The following is a 24,124-nucleotide window of genomic DNA, read 5'->3' on the forward strand; positions in this document are numbered from 1 at the left end:
GCCGGCCCACTCCGGCCGGCGTTCCGGTGGAGCCGGGCACCGCGCGGATCGCCGTTGACCTCCTCGGCGGGGACGACGCTCCCGCCGTCGTGGTTGACGGCGCTCTGCGGGCCATGCGCGCCGACCCTGACCTGCACCTGCTTCTCGTCGGCCCGGCCGAGGTCGCCGACGAGCTGATCGCTGCCCTCGATCCGCCGCAACGTGCGCGGATCACGGTGCGGCCCGTTCGTGATGTCGTCGGCATGGCCGACCATCCCAGCGCCGCCCGTGCGGAGAGCACGGTCCGGGCCGCGGTCACCGCCGTTCGCGACGGGACCGCCGACGCCCTGGTCTCCGCCGGCGCCACAGGTGCCACGGTCACCGCTGCCGTGCTCGGCCTCGGCCGCTGGCCGGAGATCCGCCAACCCGCGCTCGCCGCCACCCTGCCCACCGTGGCCGGGCCGGTCGTCCTCCTCGACGTCGGCGGCTCGCTGGAGCCCCGCCCGGCCACCCTCGCCCGCCACGCCGTACTCGGCGCCGCGTACGCCGCGGTGGCGCACTCGATCGCCGCGCCGCGGATCGGCCTGCTGTCGGTCGGCACCGAGGCCGGCAAGGGCGACCGGGTCCGCCGGGCCACCGACCCCCTGCTCGCCGTCGAGCCGCTGCCCGGTGGCGCGCGCTACGTCGGCCTTGTCGAGGGGTACGACGTGACCCTCGGCTCGCGCGTTGATGTGGTCGTCACCGACGGCTTCACCGGTAACGTGCTGCTCAAGGCCATCGAAGGCGCATACGCGATGGCCGGTGGCCCACCCGCCGAGGGCGGGGCGCCCCGGGCGGCCGCCCTGCTGGGCGTCGCGGGGACGGTGGTGGTCTGCCACGGATCCGCTCGCGCCGACGACGTCGCCTCCGGCATAGCCCTCGCCGCCCACCTGTGGCGGCGGCGCGCCACCGATCTGGTCTCGGCGTTGCTCGACGGCGACGCCGCGATGGACCGCACCGACCGCTCCACCGACACCGAGGTACGCACATCATGAGCAACGACAAGCGGCGGCGGGCGTCCGTCGGTCACCTGGAAGCCGCGTTCGGCGTGAGCCTGGAACCGGAGCTGCTCCAGCGCGCCCTGACCCACCGCTCGTACGCGTACGAGAACGGCGGGTTGCCCACAAACGAGCGGCTGGAGTTCCTCGGCGACTCGGTGCTCGGCGTGGTGATCACCACCGCGCTCTTCCACAACCACCCGGACCTGCCCGAGGGGCAGTTGGCCAAGCTGCGGGCCAGCGTGGTCAACATGCGGGCGCTCGCCGACGTGGCCCGTGGTCTGGGCCCGGACGGCCTCGGCGCGTACCTGCTGCTCGGCAAGGGTGAGGAGACCACCGGTGGCCGGGACAAGGCGAGCATCCTGGCCGACACACTCGAGGCGCTGCTCGGCGCGATCTACCTCCAGTACGGCCTGGACACCACGGGGATCGTCATCCACCGGCTCTTCGACCCGTTGATGGCCGAGTCGGCGGGTCGGGGTGCCGCACTGGACTGGAAGACGAGCCTTCAGGAGCTGACGGCGGCGCTCGGGCTCGGCGTCCCGGAATATCGGATCGAGGGCACCGGCCCGGATCACCTCAAGACGTTCACCGCCTGGGTGGTGGTGGCCGGCAACCGGTACGGCGGCGCCGAGGGGCGCAGCAAGAAGGAGGCCGAGCAGCGGGCCGCCGAGGCCGCCTGGCGAACGCTCGCCGAGCAGAACGGCCGGGCCGGCGACGACGGCCAGACCGGTCAGGCCGGCGATGGCCAGTCCGGCCGGAGCGGCGGCGACGGCCGGGGCCAGTTGGTCGACCCGGACGGCTCGGCCGACCGGGATGAGCCGTTCGGTCCGCTCGAACGCGCCGCTCGGGCGGCCGAGGCCGAGCAGGCCGACCACCTGGCGCAGGCCCTGCCGGCCGGGGGTGCCGACGGCCACGAGACCGGCCTGCGGCGTGCCTGAGCTACCCGAGGTGGAGACCGTCCGGCAGGGGCTGGCCCAGTGGGTCGTCGACCGTCGGATCGCCTCCGTCGAGGTCCGACACCCGCGTGCCGTGCGCCGGCACGTCCCCGGCGGCGTGCACTTCGCCGACGTGCTCGCCGGCCGGACCGTGCTGGACGTCCGTCGGCGCGGCAAGTACCTGTGGCTGCCACTGGACAGCGGCGACGCGATCATCGGCCATCTCGGTATGTCCGGTCAGCTGCTGCTCCAGCCACCCGGCACCGCGGACGAGACCCACCTGCGGGTCCGGTTCCGGTTCACCGACGACGGTCCGGAGCTGCGCTTCGTCGACCAGCGCACGTTCGGCGGGCTCTCGGTGAGCGAGGGCGGCGCCGAACTGCCCGACGAGATCGCGCACATCGCCCGCGACCCGATGGACCCGGAGTTCTCCGACGTGGAGTTCGTCGCCGCGCTGCGCCGCCGGCACACCGAGGTGAAGCGGGCACTGCTCGACCAGACCCTGATCTCCGGGGTGGGCAACATCTACGCCGACGAGGCACTCTGGCGTGCCGGGCTGCACGGCGGCCGACCCACCGACGCGCTGACCGGGCCGGCGGCGCAACGCCTGCTCGGCCACGTCCGCGACGTGCTCGCCGAGGCGATAAGCGTGGGTGGCACCAGCTTCGACGCCCTCTACGTCAACGTCAACGGCGAGAGCGGCTACTTCGATCGGGCCCTCAACGCCTACGGTCGCGAGGGCGAGCCGTGCCGGCGGTGCGGAACGCCGATCCGCCGTGAGGCGTTCATGAACCGATCCTCGTACAGCTGCCCGCGCTGCCAACCACGGCCCCGGGGTTCCCTTCGGGGATGACCCGGAGCCGGCTCCGGGTCGGCACCGGCGGGTCGCCGCCGGACGCTCCGGGCCGCACCCCGGTGTACGCCCGAATCGCGCTCCGCTGCCCGTTTGGTGGACCGTTCGTCCTCGGTGTGCCGGCTCCGGGGCGGGCCAGGGCCGTTCCCCGATGTGACCGCCTCGTCACGCACCTAACGTCAGCACGGTTGGCAGGGGGTTGACGTGACAGGGGGACCCGAGATGGGGGCAAGACCGGTGACGGTGCGGCTGGCGCGGTGGAGCGCCGAGCACCCGTGGCGGGCGATCGCACTGTGGGTCGTTTTCGTGGCGGTGTGCTTCGTGGGCGGCAACGCCGCCGGCCTCAACGAGGCCACCAGCGCCGACCAGGCGATCGGTGAGGCGGGGCGGGCCAGCCTGATCGTGGACGCCGGTGACTTCGACGACCCGGCAGTGGACAACGTGCTCATCACCGCGCGGGACGGTGCGCTGGACCCGGCGGCGGCGAAGGCGGCGGCCGACGACGCGGCGGCCCGGCTGCGTACCGTCACCGGGGTCGCCGAGGTGGGTCAGCCGGTCACGGCCCGGGACGGCTCGGCGCTGCTGTTGCCGATCACCATGGCCGGCGACCCCGAGACCGCCTCGGACCGGGTGCAGCCGCTGCGCGACGTCACCGCCGCCGTGCAGACCGCGCACCCGCAGTTGCGGGTCGAGCAGGTCGGCGGTCCGTCGATCGGCCAGGCGCTCGACGACACCCTGGGCAAGGACTTCGAACGCGCCGAGTTGCTCAGCCTGCCGGTCACCCTGGCCATCCTGATCATCGCGTTCGGTGCGTTGATCGCGGCCAGCGTCCCCGTGCTGCTGGCGCTCTCCTCGGTCGCCGCCGCGATGGGACTGTCCACGTTCGCCTCGCACCTGGTGCCGGCCACCGACACCACGTCACCGGTGATCCTGCTGATCGGCATGGCGGTGGGGGTCGACTACTCGCTGTTCTACATCCGCCGGGAGCGGGAGGAACGGGCCAGGGGCCGCGCCGGCCTCGACGCGGTGGAGATCGCCGCGGAAACCTCCGGACACGCCGTGGTGGTTTCCGGCTTCGCCGTGATCATCGCGATGGCCGGGCTGCTGCTCGCCGGTGACGTGGTCTTCTCCTCCCTGGCGATCGGCTCCATCCTGGTGGTCGCCGTCGCCGTGACCGGTTCACTGACCGTGCTGCCCGCCCTGCTGGCCAGGCTCGGCCGCTGGGTCGACCGGCCCCGGGTGCCACTGCTCTGGCGACTGACCGCCCCGCGCACCGGCCGGCACGGCGAGCCCCGCACGCCCCGGCTGTGGCCGGCGCTGCTCCGGCCGGCGCTGCGCGCTCCGGTGGTGACGCTCGTCATCTCCGTCGGCCTGCTGCTCGCGTTGGCCGCGCCGGCGCTCGGCATGAAGCTGAAGTTCCCCGGCATGGAGGACCTGCCCCGCACCACCCCCGCGATGCAGGCGTACGACCGGCTCACCGCCGCGTTCCCGAGCACCGGCACCAACCACGTGGTGGCCGTCCGGGCCCCGGCCGAGCAGGCCGACCGGGTGCGCGCCGCCCTCACCGACCTGGCCACCCGGGCCGCCGGCGATCCGCTGTTCGCCCCGGCCGAGGCGGACGGCCCGAAGATCGAGGTGTCGGCCGACCGGCGGGTGTCGGTGCTCGACGTCGCCACCCCGTACGCCAGCCGTGACGACCGTTCGGTGCAGTCGCTGGAGCGGTTGCGTGCGGACCTGGTCCCGGCCGAGCTGCGGGGCATCCCCGGCATCGAGTACGCGGTCGGCGGCAGCGTGGCCGACAGCGAGGACTACGCGTCCCACGTCCGGGACAAGCTGCCGCTGGTGATGGGCTTCGTGCTGGTGCTGACCTTCCTGGTCATGGTGTTCACGTTCCGGTCGGTGGTGGTCGCGGCCAGCTCGATCGCGCTGAACCTGCTCTCCGCCGGTGCCGCGTACGGGCTGCTGGTGCTGGTCTTCCAGGGCGAGTGGGCCGAAGGGCTGCTCGGCTTCACCTCGATGGGCGCGATCGTGTCCTGGCTGCCGCTGTTCCTCTTCGTCGTGCTCTTCGGCCTCTCGATGGACTACCACGTCTTCGTGGTCAGTCGGATCCGTGAGGGGATCCGGGCCGGCATGCCGAACCGCGACGCCGTGTCGTACGGGATCACCTCGTCGGCCGGGGTGGTGACGAGCGCGGCGATCGTGATGGTCGGCGTGTTCTCGATCTTCGCCACGTTGAGCACCATCGACATGAAGCAACTCGGCATCGGTCTGGCGGCGGCGATCCTGCTGGACGCCACGATCATCAGGGGAGTGGTGTTGCCAGCGTTGATGACCATGCTCGGCGATGCCAACTGGTGGGCCCCGCGTTTCCTGCGCCCGCGCCCCGCGGTCGCGCCGGCCGATCCGCCGGCCCCGGCCCCGGAACTGGTGCCGGTGCCCTGACCTCACTCGGAGACCGCCCACGCCGTCCCCGCCCCGCCCCGCCGCTTGATCAACTCGGTCTCATTGATGTCGCGGTATCCCAGCCCGCCCGATACCGCGACATCAGGAAAGTCGAGTCGATCAAGCGGCGGGGGCGGGGCGGGGACGGCGGGGCGGGTGTGGCGGGGCGGGGGTGTGGCGGGGGCGGGCCGGGGTGTGGCCGGGCTGCGACGGCAGCCCGGCCACCGCCGGTTCAGGGCAGTGGGCAGGCTTCCCGCCAGGCATCCAGGTTGCGGTCCTTGCGGATCGAGGCGAAGCCATAGCCGACAGTGGTGACACAGAAGTCGTCGGTCGAGGCGTCGTACTCGACGTGGAAGACCGGCTTGCCCGCGTCGGCGAACGGCAACAGTTTGGCGCACTGACCCAGCCGGACACACTCCTCGTTCACCGCGAAGTCGAAGTCCGGGGCCAGCGCGGCGAGCTGCGGCACGTCGTTGACCAGCCCGGGGGAGAGGCTCAGCGAGCGGGCCAGCTCGGCGAGTCGGCGGTTGAACAACAGTTGGTCGTCGAAGTCGAGGGGAAAGCCGGTGCGCGACGCGTACCCGTCGGCGTCGGCGAACGCCACCGCCCCGAAACCCTTGCCCCGGCACAGCCGCAACCGGTCGGCAAGCACCGGCTCCAGCGCGTCCCAGCTGCGGACGTCCAGCCAACGGCTGTCGGGTCGGCGGCCGGCGGCGCCCTGCACGGCGGTCGGCAACCGGCTGGCGTCCGGGTCGGCGGCGCGGACCGAGCCGACGTGTACCTGGCAGATCAGCCGGCGATCCCGGGACCGCAGCTCGGCGGTCTGCGCGGCGGTGGTGTCCACCGGATCGAGCAGGAAGACATCCGCCTCCACCGCCGGGTCGAGCGGGCCGCTGAGCTGCCACTGCCACTGCCAGTGGCGGGCCTGTGCGGCCGGCCACCGGGTCGGCGCGCCGGGAGGGGTCAGCTCGGCGCGGCATCCGTACGCCGGCACCGTCAGGACGAGTACGACGCCTGCCGACAGGACGCGGCGCAGGGGGCGTACGGCGACACGTCGCCGCGGCCGGATCCGCATCGGCAGCTCCCGGGTCCCGGACGGCCCGTCGCCGCCCTCACCGGTACGCCGCCCCCACGCTCCGGCCCGGCGTACCTCACCGGGTCAAACGAGCGCGGGGGTGCGAACGACGCGCGGTCAGCGCGGCGCCGCGAAGACCTGCGTCCAGTACGGCCCGTTGCTGTTGGCGATCCCGACGCCGATCTCGGTGAACGCGCAGTTCAGGATGTTGGCCCGGTGACCTGAGCTGTTCATCCAGGCGTCCATCACCGCAGCCGGGGTCTGCTGGTTCCAGGCCACGTTCTCGCCGTAGGTGCGCCAGGTGTAGCCGACCCGGTCCAGCCGGTCGCCGGCGTTGCTGCCGTCACTGCCGGTGTGCGACATGTTCTTGTGGTCGGCCTGGTCCTGGCTGTGCTTCTGGGCGGCGGTCATCAGCTTGTCGTCGATGCCCAGCGCCGCGCAGCCGGCCTTGGCCCGCTCGGCGTTCACCAGGTCCACCACCTCACGGGCCTGGGCGCTGACGGTGCCTGTGGAACCGCTGGAGCCGTTGCTCGTGCTCGTGGTCGGCGCGCTGCTGCGCGGCGTGCCGCGCCGTGACGCGGCGGTGGTACGCGACGCCTCCGGGGTGGGCTTGACGGTCCTGCTCGGGGTCGGGCTCGGCCGGGCCGGGCTGGGCGTGCTGGTCGGGGACGGCGCGGCGAGGGTGTCGAGGGTCGGCTCCTCGGTCGGTGCCTCCGACGCGGCGAAGGTGTCGTCGACGGCCGTCGGCTGGCTGCCTCCGTCGTCACCGCCGGGTAGCCCGAGCGCGCCGACGCCGAGACTCACCACGAGGGTGGCCGCCGCGGCGGCCCCACCGATCATCACCGGCCGTCGCCAGCGGCGGCGGGAGCGGTGTCTCCCCTCGCCGGGCCGGCCGGCACCAGCGGGCCAGTCACCTGTCGTCTCCGGGTCGGGCTCGGGCCGCCAACCATCTGTCGTCTCCGGGTCGGGCTCGGACCGCCAACCACCTGTCGCCTGGGGGTCGGGGTCGGGCTGCCAGCGGTGGGTGGTCGCCCCGGCCGGGCGGCCGTCGTGCCAGCTCTCGGTCGGCTGGTGCTCCGGGTGCTGGCCCGGCCAGGCGGCGGTCTGCGCGTCGGCCGGCTCGCCGGGGATTTCCGGGTCCGACTGCCAGCCGGTCGGAGGCTGCTCCCGGTGCCACTCGTCGTCGGCCTGGTTCGGGTCGTCACCGAACAGGTAGGCCGAGCGGGGCTCCGGACGGTCGTGCAGCCAGGTCGGCTCGTCGGTCGGCCGCTCGGCGCGCCGGGCGGCGCCGTTCGGGTCCATCGGGTCGGTCCAGCCGTACACGCCTATGCCTCCACGGGTCGGTTGCGGGCCGGGGTGACGCTACGGCGTGCCCGCGAGCTGCGGCAACGTGGCTAAGGAAGAGTTAAGGGGAAGTCGGACGCGAGCGTGGGGAATTCCTCGGATCCGGGCGTACAGTAAAGGAGTCCGGACAGAGAGTGTCCGTGCCATTGCGGCAGCCCCCCGACAAGTGGACAGGTCGACGTGGAGATGATCTACGGCCTGCGAGAACTTGACGAAGGAGGGGTTTGCGGCTCAATATATAGGTGTCGCCAGTCGCGCCCGGTCATGCCCAGATACAGCCTGGAATGACAGCCGCGTATAAATGGGCGCGCGTTGGCCGGCCTTTCCGGCAGCGCATATCAAGGAGTCAGCATGGCGAAGGCCCTCTACGGCCACGTAGGTGCAGCGCCCGACCGGCGTCTGCTCGACGAGGTCACCCGACTGCGTTCCAGGGTTCAGGCACTGGAGTTCGAGATCACCCGGTTGCGTGCCGACAATGATCGGCTTGCGGCGGCCGCCGCGGAGGCAGACGATCTGCTCCGTCTGGCCGAGCCGGCACTGACCTGATCTCCGTGTCGCAAAACTGAATCGCACTCTCGCAAAATGCGCGCCGACACCTCTGTGCCGGCGCGCAACACTGTCCGGCCCCTTTCGGTGCCGACTATTTGCGATCTTGCGGTGGCCCCGCCCTTAGCTCGTCCTCGGGTATCCGATTAGCTCGCCCTTGCGATAAGCCGATCATGAACGGCCCGGGTCCCTCTCGTGACCGCCGGAACAACAGCGCGCTCCCGCCTCGCGCCCGCGCTCCACGCGGCCCGGGGCGGGTCGCGTGCCCGCCCGCTTCCACCACCGGGTTAGTCTGCGAGTTCACCCAGGTCCCCACAGCCGGCGACGGTACGGCGGCCACCGGACGAGGATCGAGAAGGTGTATCTCAAGAGCCTGACGGTGAAGGGCTTCAAATCCTTCGCCTCCGCCACGACGTTGAAGCTGGAGCCCGGGATCACCTGCGTGGTGGGCCCGAACGGCTCCGGCAAGTCGAACGTCGTCGACGCCATCGCCTGGGTGCTCGGCGAGCAGGGCGCCAAGGCGCTGCGCGGCGGCAAGATGGAGGACGTCATCTTCGCCGGCACCGCCGGCCGCGCGCCGCTGGGCCGTGCCGAGGTCACCCTCACCATCGACAACACCGACGGCGCGCTGCCGATCGAGTACACCGAGGTCTCCATCACCCGCCGGATGTTCCGCTCCGGCGAGAGCGAGTACGAGATCAACGGCAACACCTGCCGGCTGCTCGACATCCAGGAGTTGCTGTCCGACTCCGGCATCGGCCGGGAGATGCACATCATCGTCGGGCAGGGCCGCCTCGACGGCATGCTGCACGCCAAGCCGGAGGACCGCCGCTCGTTCATCGAGGAGGCGGCCGGCGTCCTCAAGCACCGCAAGCGCAAGGAAAAGGCGCTGCGCAAGCTCGACGCGATGCAAGTGAATCTCAACCGCTTGACCGACCTGACTACTGAGCTGCGCCGCCAGCTCAAGCCGCTGGGCCGGCAGGCCGAGGTGGCCCGCCGTGCCGCAGCCATCCAGGCCAACCTGCGCGACGCCCGGCTGCGCCTGCTCGCCGACGACCTGGCCACCCTGCGCACCACGCTCGATCGGGAGATCGCCGACGAGACAGCGCTGCGCGAGCGGCGCGAGCAGATCGAGGGCGAGCACGTCGAGGTGCAGGGCCGCCTCGGCGAGCTGGAGGCGGCCCTCGCGGAGGACGCGCCGCTGCTCGCCGCCGCCCAGGACACCTGGTACAAGCTCTCCGCCCTCCAGGAACGCTTCCGCTCGATCGAGCAGTTGGCCCGGGAACGGTTGCGGCACCTCAGCGCCAGTGGCGACGACGAACGGCCCGGCCGCGACCCGGACCAGCTGGAGGCCGAGGCGGAACGGGTCCGCGAGCAGGAGGAGGAGCTGCGCGCGGCGCTCACCGACGACCAGATCCGGCTGGCCGAGGCGGTCGAGCACCGTCAGGAACTGGAACGGCAGCTCGCCGCCGCCGAGCGGGAGCTGGTCGCGGCGGCCAAGGCCATCGCCGACCGGCGCGAGGGGATGGCCCGGCTCACCGGTCAGGTCAACTCGGCCCGAGCCCGCACCACAAGTGCCGGCGAGGAGATCGAACGACTCGCCGTCGCGCACGCCGACGCGTTGGGCCGCGCCGAGCAGGCGCAGGCCGACCTGGACGCGGTGGCCGCCCAGTCCACCGAGGCCGACCGGGACAACGCGGACCTGGACGCCCGGCACGCCGAAGCGGTCGCCGCGCAGGAGCGGGCCCAGGCCACCGTGCGGTCGCTCGCCGACGCCGAGCGGACGGCGGAGAAGGACGCCGCCACCTGGAAGGCCCGGGAGGAGGCGCTCGCCCTCGGCCTGCGGCGCAAGGACGGCGCGGGAGCGCTGCTCGCCCGCGCGGGGGACGTACCGGGCCTGCTCGGCAGCCTCGCCGGGCTGCTCACCGTCGCGCCGGGTCACGAGGCCGCGCTGGCCGCCGCGCTCGGTGGCCTGGCCGACGCGGTGGCCGTCAGCGGGGTGGACGAGGCCGTCGAGGCGATGCGGCTGTTGAAGATCTCCGACGCCGGCCGGGCCGGTCTGCTGGTCGGCAGCCCGGCGGGCCCGGGCATGACCGGCTCCGCCGACGCGCTACGCCCGAAGCTGCCCGACGACGCCCGGTGGGCTCCGGACCTGGTCGAGTGCAGCGCCGAGCTGCGTCCGGCCGTGCACCGCGCACTGCGCGACGTGGCGCTCGTCGACGACCTCGCCGCAGCCGCCGAGCTGGTCGCCAGCAACCCCGAGCTGCGGGCGGTCACCCCCGACGGTGACGTGGTCGGGGCGTACGCGGCGGCCGGCGGGTCGGCCAAGGCCCCCAGCTACATCGAGGTGCAGGCGGCCGTCGAGGAGGCCCGCGCCAACCGACTGACCGCCGAACGCTCCGGCGCGGAGCTGCGCGACCAGCTCGTCGAGGCGCGCGCCGAGGTGGCCGCCGCCAAGGAGGCCGTGCAGCATGCCGCCGCCGAGAAGCGCGAGGCGGAGAGCCACCGCAACGCCGCCGCCCGCCGGCTGGCCGAGTTGGGCGCGGCGGCCCGCTCGGCGAAGGCGGAGACCGACCGCCTCGGCGAGTCCCGGTCCCGTGCCGAGGCGGCCCGGCAACGGGACCTCGCCACCCTCGACGAGCTGGAGGAACGGCTGCGGCTGGCCGAGGAGACCCCGGTCGACGCCGAGCCGTCCACCGAGGATCGGGACCAGCTCGCGGCAATGGTGCCGCAGGCCCGGCAGAACGAGATGGAGGTCCGGCTCGCGGTGCGTACCGCCGAGGAGCGGGTCTCCTCGATCGCCGGCCGGGCCGACTCGCTGACCCGGCAGGCCACCGCGGAGCGGGCCGCCCGGGAACGCGCAGCGGCCCGGCGGGCCGCGCGCACCCGGGGTGCGGGCATCGCCCGCGCCGTCGCCGGCGGCGCCCGGGAGGTCCTCACCCGGCTCACCACCTCGATCGCGACGGCCGAGGAGCGCCGCGACGCGGTCGCCCGGGAACGCGCCGCCCGCGAGGCCGAGCTCCAGGAGGTACGCGGCGCGGCCAAGCGGCTCGGCGCGGAGCTGGAGCGGTTGACCAGCCAGGTGCACCGTGACGAGGTGGCCCGCGCCGAGCAGCGGCTGCGCATCGAGCAGTTGGAGGCGAAGGCGGCCGAGGACTTCGGGCTGGACGTGGAGACGCTCGTCGCCGAGTACGGGCCGACCCAACCCGTCCCACCGACCCCTGTCGACATCGCCACGGCCGAACGCGACGGTCTGCCGGTGCCCGAGCCGGTCCGGTACGAGCGGCCGGTGCAGGAGAAGCGGGCCGCCAAGGCGGAACGGGAGCTGACCCTGCTCGGCAAGGTCAATCCGCTCGCGCTCGAGGAGTTCGCCGCGCTGGAGGAACGGTACAAGTTCCTCTCCGAGCAGTTGGAGGACCTCAAGGCCACCCGTCGGGACCTGCTCACAGTGGTCAAGGACGTGGACGAGCGGATCCTTGAGGTCTTCGCCAGCGCCTTCGAGGACACCGCCCGGGAGTTCGAGCAGGTGTTCAACGTGCTCTTCCCTGGTGGCGAGGGCCGGCTGATCCTCACCGAGCCGGACGACCTGCTCACCACCGGCGTCGAGGTGGAGGCCCGCCCGCCCGGCAAGAAGATCAAGCGGCTCTCCCTGCTCTCCGGTGGCGAGCGGTCACTGACCGCGGTGGCCATGCTGGTGGCGATCTTCCGCGCCCGGCCCAGCCCGTTCTACATCATGGACGAGGTGGAGGCGGCCCTCGACGACGTCAACCTGGGCCGGTTGATCACGTTGATGGCACAGTTGCGGGAGAAGAGCCAGCTGATCGTCATCACGCACCAGAAGCGGACGATGGAGATCGCGGACGCCCTCTACGGCGTCACCATGCGCAGCGGTGTCACCCAGGTGATCAGCCAACGGCTCAACCGGACCGACGAGGACGACAGGCGGCACGGCCGCGGCGAGGAGAACGGGTAGTGGCTCGGGAACGCGCGACGGCGCTCCTGCTGGACTTCGACGGCGTACTGCGTCGGTGGGATCCGGCGGTGGCCGCCGGGGTCGAGCGGGAGTACGGCCTCTCCGAGGGGGTGCTCGGCGAGATCGCCATGCAGTGGGGTCAGCTCCAACCGGTGTTGACCGGCCAGATCAGCCACGCCGACTGGATGGCGAGCGTGGCGGACGCGCTCACCGACTCCGTGGGCAGCCCGGAGCGGGCCCGCGCCGCCGTCGAGCAGTGGCAGCGGTACCGGGGCGAGGTGGATCCGGAGGTGCTGGCGTTCGTCCGCGAGGTACGGGCCGCCGGCGTCCGGGTCGGGCTGGGCACCAACGCCACCGACCTGCTCGATGCCGACCTGGCCGCCCTCGACCTGGTCGGCGAGTTGGACGTGGTGGTCAACTCGTCGGTCGTCGGTGTGCACAAGCCGGCCCCGGAGTACTTCCAGGCGGCCTGCCAGGCGCTGGCCACCCCACCGGCCCGGGTGCTCTTCGTCGACGACGAGGACTGGGCCGTGCGGGGTGCCCGGGCCGCCGGGCTGTCGGCGCACCGCTGGGGCGGTCACGCCGACCTCCGCTACCTGCGCGCCGCCCTGGCGTACTGAGCCGGGCGACATCGCGGTGGCCCGGTCAGCCGACGCTCGCGCGTCGGGTCGGGTCAGCGCAGCCCGGGGACCTGGGTGACAGTGAAGGGTGGTGCCGGGGCGGGCGCGTTGAGCTGGCTGTTCACCCAGAGCAGCCGGCCGGCGTCCCGGACGATCGTGGTCGGTGACTGCGCCACGCCGGCCGGACGGGACTGCCGTACCACCCGGGCGGTTCGCCGGTCGGCGTCCAGCATCGCCAGATTCACCGCGAAGTCCCAGCCGCCGGCGCCGTCGGGGAAGTTCACCACCCCGTAGAGTCGGTCGCCCTCCAACAGCAGCCCGTCCGCGCCCAGTTGGCCGTCGACCACCTCGACGGTCGTGGCCGTCCGCCGGACCAGGTCGACCCGCCACAGGCGCTCCGTGCCGGGCTGACCGTTGCCCTGGTCGGCCACGAGCGCGATCCGCCCGCCGTCGGTGACGACGATGCCGTTGAGGAAGCCCGGCGCGACCGGGAAGTCAGCGGCGGTGAGCCACGGTACGAGGTCGCCGACGTTCGGGCCGTCCAGCGCCGCCCGCCACAGCGCGCCGGTGGCCGAGTCGGTGACGTAGACCGCGTCGGCGGTCAACGCCAGGTCGTTAAGGGCGGCGCCCGGCCCGGTCCGACGGGCCAGCAGTTCGCCGTCCGGGGCGTACACGAAGAGCGTGCCGGTGTCCCAGCCGGCGACGAAGATCCGGCCCCGCCGGTCGACCTGCAACCCGGCGGCCCGGGTGCGTCCGTCCGCCCCCGGTGGCAGGAACTGTCGCAGCTCCCGGTCGCGGACGTGACCACGGTAGACGGCGCCGGTGCCGAAACTGGTGACGTAGAGGGTGCCGTCCCGGGTCACCGCGATCCCCTCGGGCAGCACCCCTGGTGTCCGGGCGATCACGTACGTGTCGGGGCGCGGGCCGACCGCGAGAGCCGGCGCGGGTACGACGCCGGTCAGCGCGGTCAGGCCGGCGGTGGCCGATACCAGCAGCTTCCTCATGTCCCGAGGGTCACCGCACCGCCGGGCCGTATCCAGCCCCTTTCGCGCCTGCCCGAAAGGTGGCTAGCGTCGATGCCGTGGTGACTCTGCACCTGAGCGCGGCGGACCTCAGCCGCACCGTGTTGCGCTCCGAGCCGTCGGTGCTGTTGGAGCTGGGCGCGGCCGGGCAACGGGTGTTCCAGAGCACCGTGCCGGACCATCTGGTCGTCTGGCGGGCCCGTACCCGGGCCGCGCTGCGTCCGGTCATGTGGCCCTACCTGGACCTGTGCCGCCACGAGCGGTGGTTCCCGGACTTCCTCACCCCGCCCAGCTTCGGCAGGGAGCTGGGCCCGGCGCTGGTCGAGGTCGCGGCCACCCCGGCGGCGACCCTCACCGAGCAGCTACGACCCCGGATCGAGGCCGGCGAGCTACCACCCCGGGCCGGTCCGCTCGCCGACGGGAAACCGGCAGCGGTACGCCGGCTGCTCGAGGCGATGCAGGCGTTCCATGCCGTGGCGGTGGGCGCGTACTGGGAGACGATCGTCGCGGCGGTGCGCGCCGACCGGGCGGTGCGCGGTCGAGCCATCGTGGACGCCGGGCTCGATCGCGTACTCCGGGGGCTCAGCCCTTATCTGCACTTCACGCCGACGGCTGACACGTACGAGCTGTCGTACCGGTGCGCCTTCGGCGGCGACGTCGCTCTGTCGCCGGACGGCAGGGGGGTCACGCTGGTGCCCTCGTACTTCGTGCCACAGCCCGCGGTGCTCGACGACCCGGCCGGCCCGCTGGTGCTGACCTACCCGATCCGGCCGGCCCGGCGGGAACCGGCCACCGGCGAACCCCTCGCCCACCTGCTCGGCCGGAGCCGGGCCGCGGTGCTGGGGATGGTCGCCGACGGCCTCAGCACGTCACAGGTGGCCCGGGCGGTGGGCATCTCGATCGCCTCCGCCAGCGAGCACACCAGCACCCTGCGCCGGGCCGGGCTGATCGCCACCCACCGGGCCGGTTCGTCAGTGGTGCACACGCTGACCCCGCTGGGCGAGCACCTGCTGTCGGCTGGACGACCGGACTGAGGGGTGCCCGATCACGCGCCGGTGACGCCGTCGATGCGTTCCCGGATCAGGTCGGCGTGGCCGTTGTGTCGGGCGTACTCCTCGATCATGTGCACGTACACCCAGCGCAGGTTGAAGAGGCGCTTCTTCCTGCCGACCTCGGTGAACGTCTCGTCGAGCGAGTGCCCGGCGGCGGCCTCGCGGGCCAGCGCCACCTCGCGGTGGAAGATCGCGAAGTCGGCCTCGGCGTCGGCGTCGCTGACGTCGTGGTCGGCGTCCGGCGTCTCCGGTGTGAAGTACGGGTAGTCGACCTGCTGGCCGGCGAAGTTCTCCCGGAACCACCAGGCCTCCACCTCGGCCAGGTGGCGGACCAGGCCGAGCAGGGTCAGCCCGGAGGGCTGCACGCTCGGCGTCCGCAGTTGCTCCTCGGTCAGCCCGGAACACTTGAGCAGCAGGGTCTGCCGGTGGTAGTCGAGCCAGCCGTCGAGCATGGTGCGCTCGTCGCCGACGTACGGTTCGGGAGTCCGGGTGATCTTGGGTGCGGTCCACGTCATGCCGCGCATCCTGCCCGGCACACCGGACATCCCGCGACGGGTTATCAGGGCACCACGACGACCGGCCAGCGGCCGGCGCGCACCAGGCGGGTGGCGACCGAGCCGACCAGCCGGTGACCGGCCTGCTCAGAGGTGCCCACCACGACCATGTCGGCCTGGAACTCGTCGGCCGCCGAGGACAACTCGCCGCACGCGTCGCCGCGCCGGAACAGGAAGGTCACCGGGATGCCCAACTGTTCGGCCGCCCGCCGGCACTCCCGGCGCAGTTCGTTGGCCACCTCGTCGTGGGTGCGCTGGATCGCGCCGGCGTCCATTCCGGGCACCAGCGCGGTCAGCCCGCCGGCCGAGCTGACGAAGACCACCACCAGGGCGGCGCCCTGCCGGCGGGCCAGGCCGGCGGCGTAGGCACCGGCCCGCTCGGAGGTGCGGGTGCCGTCCACGCCCACCAGGACCACCCGGGGTCCGTCAGTGCCCCGCTCGAAGGGCAGCGGGCGGGTCCGGGGGCCGTACTCCTCGCGGTCCGGTGCTCCCACGCTCATCGGGCTACCTCACCTCTGCTCACCGGTAGGGACCACTGCCGTGCCCGCGCCGGCTGCGACTGTCGATTCCCGCTCGACCTCGTCGGAAACCGGGTTGCCGTTGTGCTGGCGCAGCGGCACCTCCTTGATGAAGGCCACCGCGATCAGCGCGACGAGTGCGAAGGGGGCGGCGGCCAGGAAGATGTCGCCGGCGCCGTGGCCGTACGCGCTCTCCACAACGGCGCGCAGTGGGCCGGGCAGGGTGTGCACGTCGGGCAGGGTGCCGCCGCTGCCGGAGCTGGAGGCGGGGATGCCGAGCTGGGCCAGCCCGTCGGCGGTGTAGTCCTTGACCTTGTGGGCGAGCACCGCGCCGAGGGCGGAGACGCCGATCGCGCCGCCCAGGCTGCGGAAGAACGCCACCACCGAGCTGGCCGCGCCGAGCTCGTGCGGTCCGACGGTGTTCTGCACGGCGAGGACCAGGTTCTGCATGGTCATGCCCAGGCCGACACCGATCACCAGCATGTAGACGCTGAGCAGGGCGAAGCTGGTGTCCGCGCGGAGCGTGCCCATCAGCGCGAAGCCGATGGTGAGCAGCGCCGACCCGATCACCAGGTACCGCTTCCAGCGGCCGGTCTTGGTGATGACCCGCCCGATGACGGTGGAGGCGACAAGCAGGCCGAGGATCATCGGCAGGGTCATCAGGCCGGACATGGTCGGGCTCTGCCCGCGGCTGATCTGGAAGTACTGGCCGAGGAAGATCGACGCGCCGAACATGCCGACACCGACCGCGATGCTGGCCACGACGGCGAGGGTGATGGTGCGGTTGCGGAACAGCCGCGGCGGGATCATCGGCTCGGCGGCCCGGGTCTCGACCCGGATCGCCAGCGCACCGAGCACCAGGGCGCCGAGAACCATGGCGGCGGTCTGCCAGGACGCCCAGGCGAACTGGTCACCGGCGAGCGAGACCCAGATCAGCAGCAGCGACACGGCAGCGGTGATCAGGGTGGCGCCCCACCAGTCGATCTGCGCCTTCCGCTTGACCACCGGCAGGTGCAGGGTCTTCTGGAGCACGATCAGGGCGACGATGGCGAACGGCACGCCGACGTAGAAGCACCAGCGCCAGCCGAGCCACGAGGTGTCGACGATCACGCCGCCGATCAGCGGGCCACCGATGGTGCCGACGGCCATCACGGCGCCGAGGTAGCCGCTGTAGCGGCCCCGCTCGCGCGGCGTGATCATCGTGGCCATGATCACCTGGGCCAGCGCGGTGAGACCGCCGGCGCCGATGCCCTGCAACACCCGGCAGGCGATCAGCTCTCCGGTGCCCTGCGCGAGGCCGGCCAGCACCGAGCCCAGCACGTAGATGCCGAGGGCTAGTTGTACGAGAGTCTTCTTGCTGGTCAGGTCGGCGAGCTTGCCCCAGATCGGGGTGGTCGCGGTGGTCGCGAGCAGGGCCGAGGTGACAACCCAGGTGTACGCGGACTGGCCGCCGTGCAGTTCGGTGATGATCCGCGGTAGCGCGTTCGAGATGACCGTGGAGGAGAGGATCGCGACGAACAGGCCCAGCAGCAGGCCGGAGAGGGCCTCCAGAATCTGCCGGTGGGTCATGTCGACGGCGGCCGCCCGAGTGGGGGCTGTGGCCTGGCTCATCGTGTGTTGCCTCCGAGCGGAGTCGAGGTGGAACGGCGGCGGGCTGACGCGCACGGGGCCGCCTGTGAGTTGCCTGAAGCAACCGTATGCCTTGGTTGCCTGAAGCAACAACTTGACGGACCGGTGCCCTATTCCCGGCCGACCGGCGCTACTGCCAGGAGTCGTTGAACCGGCCGAGCAGCCGGGCGAACTCCTCGACGTCCCGGCTCGGCCAGCCGTCCAGCGCGCGCAGGAACTCACCCGACCGGGCGGCGCGGGCGACGTCGAACCGGCGCTGCCCCTCCTCGGTGAGGCGGATCTGCGCGGCCCGCCGGTCGCTCGGATCGGGGTCGCGGTGAATCAGCCCGAGGGCTTCCAGCGCGTTGATCTGCCGGCTCAGCGTGCCCTTGCCCACACCGAGCCGCGCCGCCAACTCGGTCAACCGGATCGACCCACTGCGCCGCAACCAGAGCAGTAGGCCGTAGGTGTTCGGCTCCAGGTTCGGATGCACTTCCCGGGCGATTTCCCAGGAAACCGCCCGCCCACGACGCAGCAGAGCGGTCAACTCGTGCTCGACCGCCCGGATCGGCTCCGGCAGGTGCTCATCCACGGCGTAGAGACTACGGCGCTGTCGGTTCGTCGCCGCCGGAGAGTCGGCGCCGCATCACCTGCTGTAGGTGCCCGTCCTTCGTGGTGCCCTCGATGACCACGTCCGCCCCGCGCCCCCGATGGGTAAGGGTGGCGACCGCGTTGCCGAAGTAGGGACCGGCGAGCTTGCGCCAGCGCACCCCCGGCCGCCGTACGCCGGCCGAACGGGCCAACGCCCGGGTCGCCCCCGCCGGCCCCGCCGACCAGCCCATCCGCATCAGCGGACGGATGCCGGCCGGCACCTGGTTGTGGATCGGCGAGCAGGTGAGCTGGTGCACCGGCGTGACCACCGCCGGGTCGGGGAACCGGGCCCGGGCCACGTACGAGTGGTGCACATCCCCGGAGAGCACACTTATCGACGCCGGCGGGGCGTACGCCGGACCGGCGCCGACCCGCGCGCCGGACTCCCTCGGGGTGCCGGTGCCGATCCGGGCGAAGGTCTCCGCGAGTGCCTCGAACGAGCGCCGGAACGCGGCCCAGTGCTCCAGGTCCAGCGCTCGGCGCAGCTTCTCCGCCCCGCGTGCCACCCAGGGTCGGCGCGACTCGGCGAGCTTCTCGTTCCACGCCTCGATGTGATGGATGCCCTGCGGCAGCAACCAGGGCAGCGACGCGCCGACCACCAGGTGGTCGTAGACCCCGTGCGCCTGGTCCAGGAACCAGGACCACTCGCCCGGTGGCAGCATGGCCCGGCTGCCCGGTTCGAGCACCCGGCTGCACCTGTTGTCGAGCATGACCAACCTGGTCCGGCCCAGATCCAGTGCGTAACTCCACTGGTACTGCACGGCCCGCCAGCGCTCGGTGTCGTGCGCCAGGTCCGACTCCTGGTCGACCCGGTGCCCGAACTCGCGCAACACACTCGTCGCGTCCTCGGCGGCGGCGACCTTCGCGAAGACCGGGTCGGCGGTGATCTCGTCGGGGGACAGGTTGCCCAGGTGCTGGTAGACCCAGTACGAGGCCAGCCCGCTGCCGATCCGCTCCTGCCACCAGGGCTGCTCGCGGACCTCGGCCCGCCAGGCCGCGGAGGTGTTCCAGTCGTCGATGATCTCGTGGTCGTCGAAGATCATCACGCTCGGCACCGTGGAGAGCAGCCAGCGGATCTCCGGATCACGCCAGGACTCCAGGTAGAGCTTGGTGTACTCGTCGAAGCTCACCACCTGGTCGGCAGGGGCGCCCTTCGGCCGCCGCCGCCGTCGACGCAGCAACCGGCGCACCGTGGGTGAGGTGACATCGGCGTAGACCTGGTCGCCGAGCAGCACCAACAGGTCGGGCAGCGGGTTCGACTCCGGGTCGGCCATCATCCGCCGGGCGTACGCGTCGAGCGCGTCCGGCGGCAGCTTCCGGGTGGTGGCGTGCTGGGTGGTCTCCCGGCACGAGCCGAAGATCAGGTTGACCGGCTGGTCCCGGTCGTCGGCGGCCCGGGTGCGGATCACGCTCGGCGGGAAGCCGGTGCTCGGCACCGGCCAGACCACCTCGTCGTCGACAAGCACCTCGTAGGTGGTCTCGCTGCCCGGGGTCAGCCCCTGCACCACCACAAGCGCGTAGTGGTGCTCGTACGCCGAGAAGGTGGGCGCGGTGCCGGTGGCGCCGCTGGCGGTGCGGACGGTGACCACGGCGGGCGCCGCCGTCTCCACCCAGATGGTCGCCCGGGTGTCGACGACTCGCCGCAGCAAGGGGCCGATGAGAAGGTGTGCGGCGGGCATGCGGCCGAGCCTACCGCCGGTTGCGGGCACCGGCCGGGGGCGGTGGTGGAGACTCCGGGCACCGCTCGGGGTGCGGTGGCTGGGACGCCGTCGCCGGCATCTGACAGGATTCCGGCATGGCCGAATATCTCGTCCTCGCTCTGGTCCTGCTCGGTGTGCTGATCGCCGGCACGGTCGGGCTTGTCGTGCCGCGACTGCGGCGGCGGCCCGAGCCCCCGCTTCCCCGCACCGAGGTCGACACCAGAGCCGAGGAGGATCTCGCCGGCCCGCCGGTCGAGGCACCGGAGTCCGATCTGTCCACCGGCGTCCTGGTCGAGCCACCGCCGGTGCTCGAACCGCAGGTCGAGGTGCCCGAGCCGACCGCCGGGCGACTGGTCCGGCTCCGCTCGCGGCTGTCCCGCTCGCAGAGCGTCTTCGGCAAGCGCCTACTCGGCCTGCTCGCCCGCGACCACCTCGACGAGGACGTCTGGGAGGAGATCGAGGACAGCCTGATCACCGCCGACGTCGGCGTCGACGCCACCCGCGACATCGTCGACCGGCTGCGCGAGCGCACCCGGGTACTCGGCACCCGCTCGGCCGCCGAGCTGCGCGCGCTGCTCGCCGCCGAGTTGGTGAACGCGCTCGACCCGAGCCTGGACCGGTCGCTGCGGACCGCCCCGAAGGACGGCGTGCCGGCCGTGGTCCTGGTCGTCGGAGTCAACGGCGCGGGCAAGACCACCACCTGCGGCAAGATCGCCCGGGTGCTGGTGGCCGACGGCCGGAGCGTTTTGCTCGGCGCCGCGGACACCTTCCGGGCCGCCGCCGCCGACCAACTGGAGACCTGGGGCTCGCGCGTCGGCGCGGAGACCGTCCGTGGGCCCGAGGCCGCCGACCCGGCCAGCGTCGCCTTCGACGCGGTCAAGCGCGGCATCGACACCGGCGTGGACACCGTGCTCATCGACACCGCCGGCCGGCTGCAGAACAAGGTCGGCCTGATGGACGAGCTGGGCAAGGTCAAGCGCGTGGTGGAGAAGCAGGGCCCGATCGACGAGACGCTGCTCATCCTGGACGCCACCACCGGCCAGAACGGCCTGGAGCAGGCCCGGGTCTTCACCGAGGTGGTGAACGTGACAGGGGTGGTGCTCACCAAGCTCGACGGGACCGCCAAGGGCGGCATCGTGATCGCCGTGCAACGCAAGCTCGGCATCCCCGTGAAGCTGGTCGGCCTCGGCGAAGGCAAGGACGATCTGGCCCCGTTCGACCCGGCGCAGTTCGTCGACGCGTTGCTGGGGACCGAGGCCACCGGACGGGACGCGTAGTCTCGGGTGTCCAGTGACAACCGCGCGTACGCGGGCTGGCGTGAGCCCGGCCACCCCTCGCAGCGCCTCGGGAGACCGTACGTGACTTCGCAGGAGATCCCGCTGCACGGCGGCAACGTGAGCACCGTCGTCCGCGTCGGTGACACGGTCCGCCGCAACGCCGGACCGTGGACGCCGTCGGTGCACGCCCTGCTGCGGCACCTGGAGTACGTGGGTTTCACCGGTGCCCCGAGAGCGCTCGGCATGGACGAGCGCAACCGTGAGGTGTTGTCGTACCTGGAGGGGGAGTGCGGCGAATATCCGCTCGCCCCGCACTGGGTGACCGACGAGGCGCTGGTCACCGTCGCCACGATGCTGCGGATGTTCCACGACGCGCAGTACGGATTCACCCCGCCACCGCAGGCGGTCTGGCGCTCGTTCGGGCCCCCGCCGCCGGACACCGAGGTGATCTGCCACCACGACGCCGCGCCGCACAACGTGATCTGGCGGCCGGACGGCACCCTCGGGCTCATCGACTTCGATCTCGCCTCGCCCGGCGCACGGATCTACGACGTGGCGTACGCGGCGTGGACCTGGGTGCCGATCTTCGCGGACCGGGACTCGATCACGCTGGGCTGGAAGCACCCGGACCGGCCGCGCCGGCTCCGGCTCTTCGCCGACGCGTACGGGTTGATCCCGCGCGACCGGCACCGGCTGATCCGGACCATCCGCAAACGGATCGTGGACCACGTCGAGGGGATCCGGCGGATGGCCGCCGCGGGTGAGCCGGCGTTCGTCCGGATCGTGCACAAGGGCCACCTGCGCCGGCCGATGCGGGATCTCCGGCTGCTCGACTACGAGCGGCACGCGTTGGAGAACGCCCTCCGCTGAGCGCGGACCGGTCGATGCTCGGCCGGTCCCGTCAAGCGGACCGGTCGATGCGTCTGACCGGTCAGCCATCGACGTACGCCGTCCGAACGATCCGCCATTGTCCATGCCGCTGACTGTGCGGACTTCGTGACACGTCCGAAACAAGCTGTCACGAACCGGAAACCCGCACGGGACCGTGGGTGAAACAGCCGGCCGCGAAGCTTCCGCGCAACCGGCCTACGGGCGACGCTGCCCCGGAAAGCCGCGAAGGAGGACTTCACCTTTAGGAGGCCAGCGTGCCTGAAGCACCGACGATCGACGGCGCCAATACCACGTGGCTGCTGGTTTCGACAGCGCTCGTGCTGCTCATGACCCCCGGACTGGCGCTGTTCTACGGCGGCCTGAACCGGGCCAAGGGCGTACTCAACATGATGATGATGAGCTTCTCCGCTATCGGGCTCATCTCTATTCTGTGGTGGTTCTACGGTTTCAGCGTCGCCTTCGGGACCGACGTGAACGGCTTCTGGGGCGACCCGGGCGCGTACCTCGGCACCAAGACCTTCCTCGCCGAGACCGACCTGTGGGGTGCCACGGCGGAGAACCCCAGCGGCATCGGGGTCCCGCTCTACGTGTTCATGGCGTTCCAGATGGTCTTCGCGGTGATCACCGTCGCGCTGATCAGCGGTGCCATCGCCGACCGGGCCAAGTTCGCCGGCTGGCTGCTGTTCGCCTTCGGTTGGGCCACGCTCGTCTACTTCCCTGTCGCGCACTGGGTGTGGGGCGGCGGCATCATCGGCGGTGACATCCACGCGCTCGACTTCGCCGGTGGCACCGCTGTGCACATCAACGCCGGTGCGGCGGCCCTGGCCGTGGCGCTGGTGCTCGGCAAGCGGCTCGGTTGGCCGCGGGAGGGCATGAAGCCGCACAACATCCCGCTCGTCGCGCTCGGTGCCGGTCTGCTGTGGTTCGGCTGGTTCGGGTTCAACGCCGGCTCGGAGTTGACAGTCGACTCGGTCGCCGGCCTCGCCTTCATCAACACCCAGCTCGCCACGGCGGCGGCGGTGCTCGGCTGGATCGCCGTCGAGTGGGTGAAGACCCGCAAGCCGACGATGGTCGGTGCCTCGTCCGGCGCCGTCGCCGGTCTGGTCGCCATCACCCCGGCCTGCGGTTTCATCGCCCCGTGGGCGTCCGTCCTGCTCGGCATCGTCGCCGGTGCCGTGTGTGCGCTCGCCGTCAGCCTCAAGTACAAGCTCGGCTACGACGACTCCCTCGACGTGGTCGGCGTGCACTTCGTCGGTGGTTGGATCGGCTCGCTCTGGCTCGGTCTCTTCGCCACGAACTCGGTGAACGCCGCGATCACCGACGTGGTGGGCGCCTCCGACGGCCTCTTCTACGGCGGCGGCGTCACCCAGCTCGGACGGCAGGCCCTCGCCGGCTTGATCGTCACCGCCTGGTCGTTCGGCGTCGCCTGGGTGCTCGCCTTCGTCATCGAGAAGACGATCGGCTTCCGGGTCAAGGGTGAGGCGGAGGTCGACGGCATCGACATCGCCGAGCACGCCGAGAGCAGCTACGACCTGTCCCCGGCCGGTGGCGGCACGGGCAGCGCGTTCGCGATGGCCGGCATCGGCACCCCCGGTGGCGGCACGACGAGTGGCGCCAAGCCGGAGGCGGAGCCCGCCGAGCCGGTAAGCGAAAAGGTCGCCGGTTAACGTTCCTGGGATGGAGGGGTTGGACATGAAGCTGGTGACCGCGGTCATCAAGCCGTACCAGCTGGACGCGGTGAAGGAGGCCCTGCACGCCCTCGGGGTGGCCGGGCTGACCGTCAGCGAGGTTCAGGGGTACGGGCGGCAGAAGGGGCACACCGAGGTCTACCGGGGTGCCGAGTACACGGTCGAGTTCCTGCCCAAGATCCGGGTCGAGGTGCTCACCGACGAGATCGACGTGGACAAGGTGGTCGACGCCATCGTCGGGGCGGCCCGCACGGGCAAGATCGGTGACGGCAAGGTCTGGGTCACCGGTGTCGAAGAGGTCGTCCGGGTGCGTACCGGCGAACGCGGCCTCGACGCGCTCTGATCTGGACCGCTAC

19 protein-coding genes and 1 pseudogene are annotated in these 24,124 nt (G+C 72.2%); 12 read left to right on the top strand and 8 right to left on the bottom strand.

The annotated features are described in order from the left end of the window. Positions 1-26 precede the first annotated feature (26 nt). The 4 genes and pseudogenes from AB0B85_RS26785 to AB0B85_RS26800 all read left to right on the top strand — a co-directional run bounded on the left by AB0B85_RS26785 (position 27) and on the right by AB0B85_RS26800 (position 5,249). On the top strand, positions 27-1,013 hold the full coding sequence (locus AB0B85_RS26785) for a phosphate acyltransferase PlsX (RefSeq protein WP_357411723.1): 987 nt from the start codon (positions 27-29) through the stop codon (positions 1,011-1,013). After that, positions 1,010-1,717: pseudogene (gene rnc, locus AB0B85_RS26790) on the top strand (ribonuclease III); the annotation flags it as partial. The gene AB0B85_RS26785 and the pseudogene rnc, both read left to right, overlap by 4 nt. A 232-nt stretch (positions 1,718-1,949) precedes the next feature. After that, entirely contained in the window at positions 1,950-2,807 is an 858-nt protein-coding gene (mutM, locus tag AB0B85_RS26795) for a bifunctional DNA-formamidopyrimidine glycosylase/DNA-(apurinic or apyrimidinic site) lyase (protein ID WP_357411724.1), read from the top strand. A 222-nt stretch (positions 2,808-3,029) separates the two neighbouring features. Beyond that, a complete protein-coding gene (locus AB0B85_RS26800) occupies positions 3,030-5,249 on the top strand; it encodes an MMPL family transporter (protein ID WP_357411725.1) in 2,220 nt (739 codons plus the stop codon). A 232-nt stretch (positions 5,250-5,481) separates the two neighbouring features. On the opposite strand, the gene AB0B85_RS26805 is transcribed toward AB0B85_RS26800, so the two are convergent. Next, positions 5,482-6,324, bottom strand: coding sequence for an endo alpha-1,4 polygalactosaminidase (locus AB0B85_RS26805; protein ID WP_357411726.1), 843 nt, complete (start codon positions 6,322-6,324; stop codon positions 5,482-5,484). Between the two features lie 117 nt (positions 6,325-6,441). Further along, positions 6,442-7,626: a CAP domain-containing protein gene (locus tag AB0B85_RS26810; protein ID WP_357411745.1), complete on the bottom strand. Its 1,185-nt coding sequence runs from the start codon at positions 7,624-7,626 to the stop codon at positions 6,442-6,444. 393 nt (positions 7,627-8,019) lie between these two features. Here AB0B85_RS26810 and AB0B85_RS26815 point away from each other — a divergent pair, with 393 nt between their 5' ends. The 3 genes from AB0B85_RS26815 (at position 8,020) to AB0B85_RS26825 (ending at position 12,807) form a co-directional block, all read left to right on the top strand. Then, positions 8,020-8,214, top strand: a complete 195-nt coding sequence (locus AB0B85_RS26815) for a hypothetical protein (RefSeq protein ID WP_030487463.1) — start codon at positions 8,020-8,022, stop codon at positions 8,212-8,214. 358 nt (positions 8,215-8,572) lie between these two features. Further along, positions 8,573-12,187, top strand: a complete 3,615-nt coding sequence (gene smc / locus AB0B85_RS26820) for a chromosome segregation protein SMC (RefSeq protein WP_357411727.1) — start codon at positions 8,573-8,575, stop codon at positions 12,185-12,187. Continuing rightward, positions 12,187-12,807, top strand: coding sequence for an HAD-IA family hydrolase (locus AB0B85_RS26825; RefSeq protein ID WP_357411728.1), 621 nt, complete (start codon positions 12,187-12,189; stop codon positions 12,805-12,807). Before smc ends, AB0B85_RS26825 begins: the two co-directional genes overlap by 1 nt. A 53-nt stretch (positions 12,808-12,860) precedes the next feature. Here AB0B85_RS26825 and AB0B85_RS26830 read toward each other — a convergent pair whose 3' ends face one another. Continuing rightward, the gene (locus AB0B85_RS26830; protein ID WP_357411729.1) at positions 12,861-13,811 is read right to left on the bottom strand and encodes a superoxide dismutase; all 951 of its coding nucleotides are present in this window, start codon (positions 13,809-13,811) and stop codon (positions 12,861-12,863) included. A 77-nt stretch (positions 13,812-13,888) separates the two neighbouring features. Here AB0B85_RS26830 and AB0B85_RS26835 point away from each other — a divergent pair, with 77 nt between their 5' ends. Then, on the top strand, positions 13,889-14,863 hold the full coding sequence (locus tag AB0B85_RS26835) for a helix-turn-helix domain-containing protein (protein WP_357411730.1): 975 nt from the start codon (positions 13,889-13,891) through the stop codon (positions 14,861-14,863). 11 nt (positions 14,864-14,874) lie between these two features. Here AB0B85_RS26835 and AB0B85_RS26840 read toward each other — a convergent pair whose 3' ends face one another. From AB0B85_RS26840 to AB0B85_RS26860, 5 genes are all read right to left on the bottom strand, one after another. Next, positions 14,875-15,396 carry a DinB family protein gene (locus AB0B85_RS26840; protein WP_357411731.1) on the bottom strand — a complete coding sequence of 174 codons (522 nt, stop codon included), beginning with the start codon at positions 15,394-15,396 and terminating at the stop codon, positions 14,875-14,877. Between the two features lie 44 nt (positions 15,397-15,440). After that, positions 15,441-15,935 carry a universal stress protein gene (locus tag AB0B85_RS26845; RefSeq protein ID WP_357411732.1) on the bottom strand — a complete coding sequence of 165 codons (495 nt, stop codon included), beginning with the start codon at positions 15,933-15,935 and terminating at the stop codon, positions 15,441-15,443. Between the two features lie 9 nt (positions 15,936-15,944). Next, on the bottom strand, positions 15,945-17,564 hold the full coding sequence (locus AB0B85_RS26850; RefSeq protein WP_357411733.1) for an MDR family MFS transporter: 1,620 nt from the start codon (positions 17,562-17,564) through the stop codon (positions 15,945-15,947). Positions 17,565-17,712: 148 nt separating this feature from the next. After that, positions 17,713-18,153, bottom strand: a complete 441-nt coding sequence (locus tag AB0B85_RS26855) for a MarR family transcriptional regulator (RefSeq protein WP_357411734.1) — start codon at positions 18,151-18,153, stop codon at positions 17,713-17,715. Between the two features lie 10 nt (positions 18,154-18,163). Then, entirely contained in the window at positions 18,164-19,891 is a 1,728-nt protein-coding gene (locus AB0B85_RS26860; RefSeq protein WP_357411735.1) for an alkaline phosphatase D family protein, read from the bottom strand. A 116-nt stretch (positions 19,892-20,007) separates the two neighbouring features. Here AB0B85_RS26860 and ftsY point away from each other — a divergent pair, with 116 nt between their 5' ends. The 4 genes from ftsY to AB0B85_RS26880 all read left to right on the top strand — a co-directional run bounded on the left by ftsY (position 20,008) and on the right by AB0B85_RS26880 (position 24,111). Continuing rightward, positions 20,008-21,189: a signal recognition particle-docking protein FtsY gene (gene ftsY / locus AB0B85_RS26865; RefSeq protein ID WP_357411736.1), complete on the top strand. Its 1,182-nt coding sequence runs from the start codon at positions 20,008-20,010 to the stop codon at positions 21,187-21,189. A 6-nt stretch (positions 21,190-21,195) separates the two neighbouring features. Beyond that, entirely contained in the window at positions 21,196-22,059 is an 864-nt protein-coding gene (locus tag AB0B85_RS26870; RefSeq protein WP_357411737.1) for an aminoglycoside phosphotransferase family protein, read from the top strand. Between the two features lie 275 nt (positions 22,060-22,334). Further along, on the top strand, positions 22,335-23,747 hold the full coding sequence (locus AB0B85_RS26875) for an ammonium transporter (protein ID WP_357411738.1): 1,413 nt from the start codon (positions 22,335-22,337) through the stop codon (positions 23,745-23,747). Positions 23,748-23,772: 25 nt separating this feature from the next. After that, positions 23,773-24,111 (top strand): P-II family nitrogen regulator, encoded by a 339-nt coding sequence (locus AB0B85_RS26880; RefSeq protein ID WP_172862163.1) that lies wholly within the window; start codon positions 23,773-23,775, stop codon positions 24,109-24,111. Positions 24,112-24,124: the final 13 nt, after the last annotated feature.

This window comes from Micromonospora sp. NPDC049044 (assembly GCF_040649215.1).
Classification (GTDB): Bacteria; Actinomycetota; Actinomycetes; order Mycobacteriales; family Micromonosporaceae; genus Micromonospora.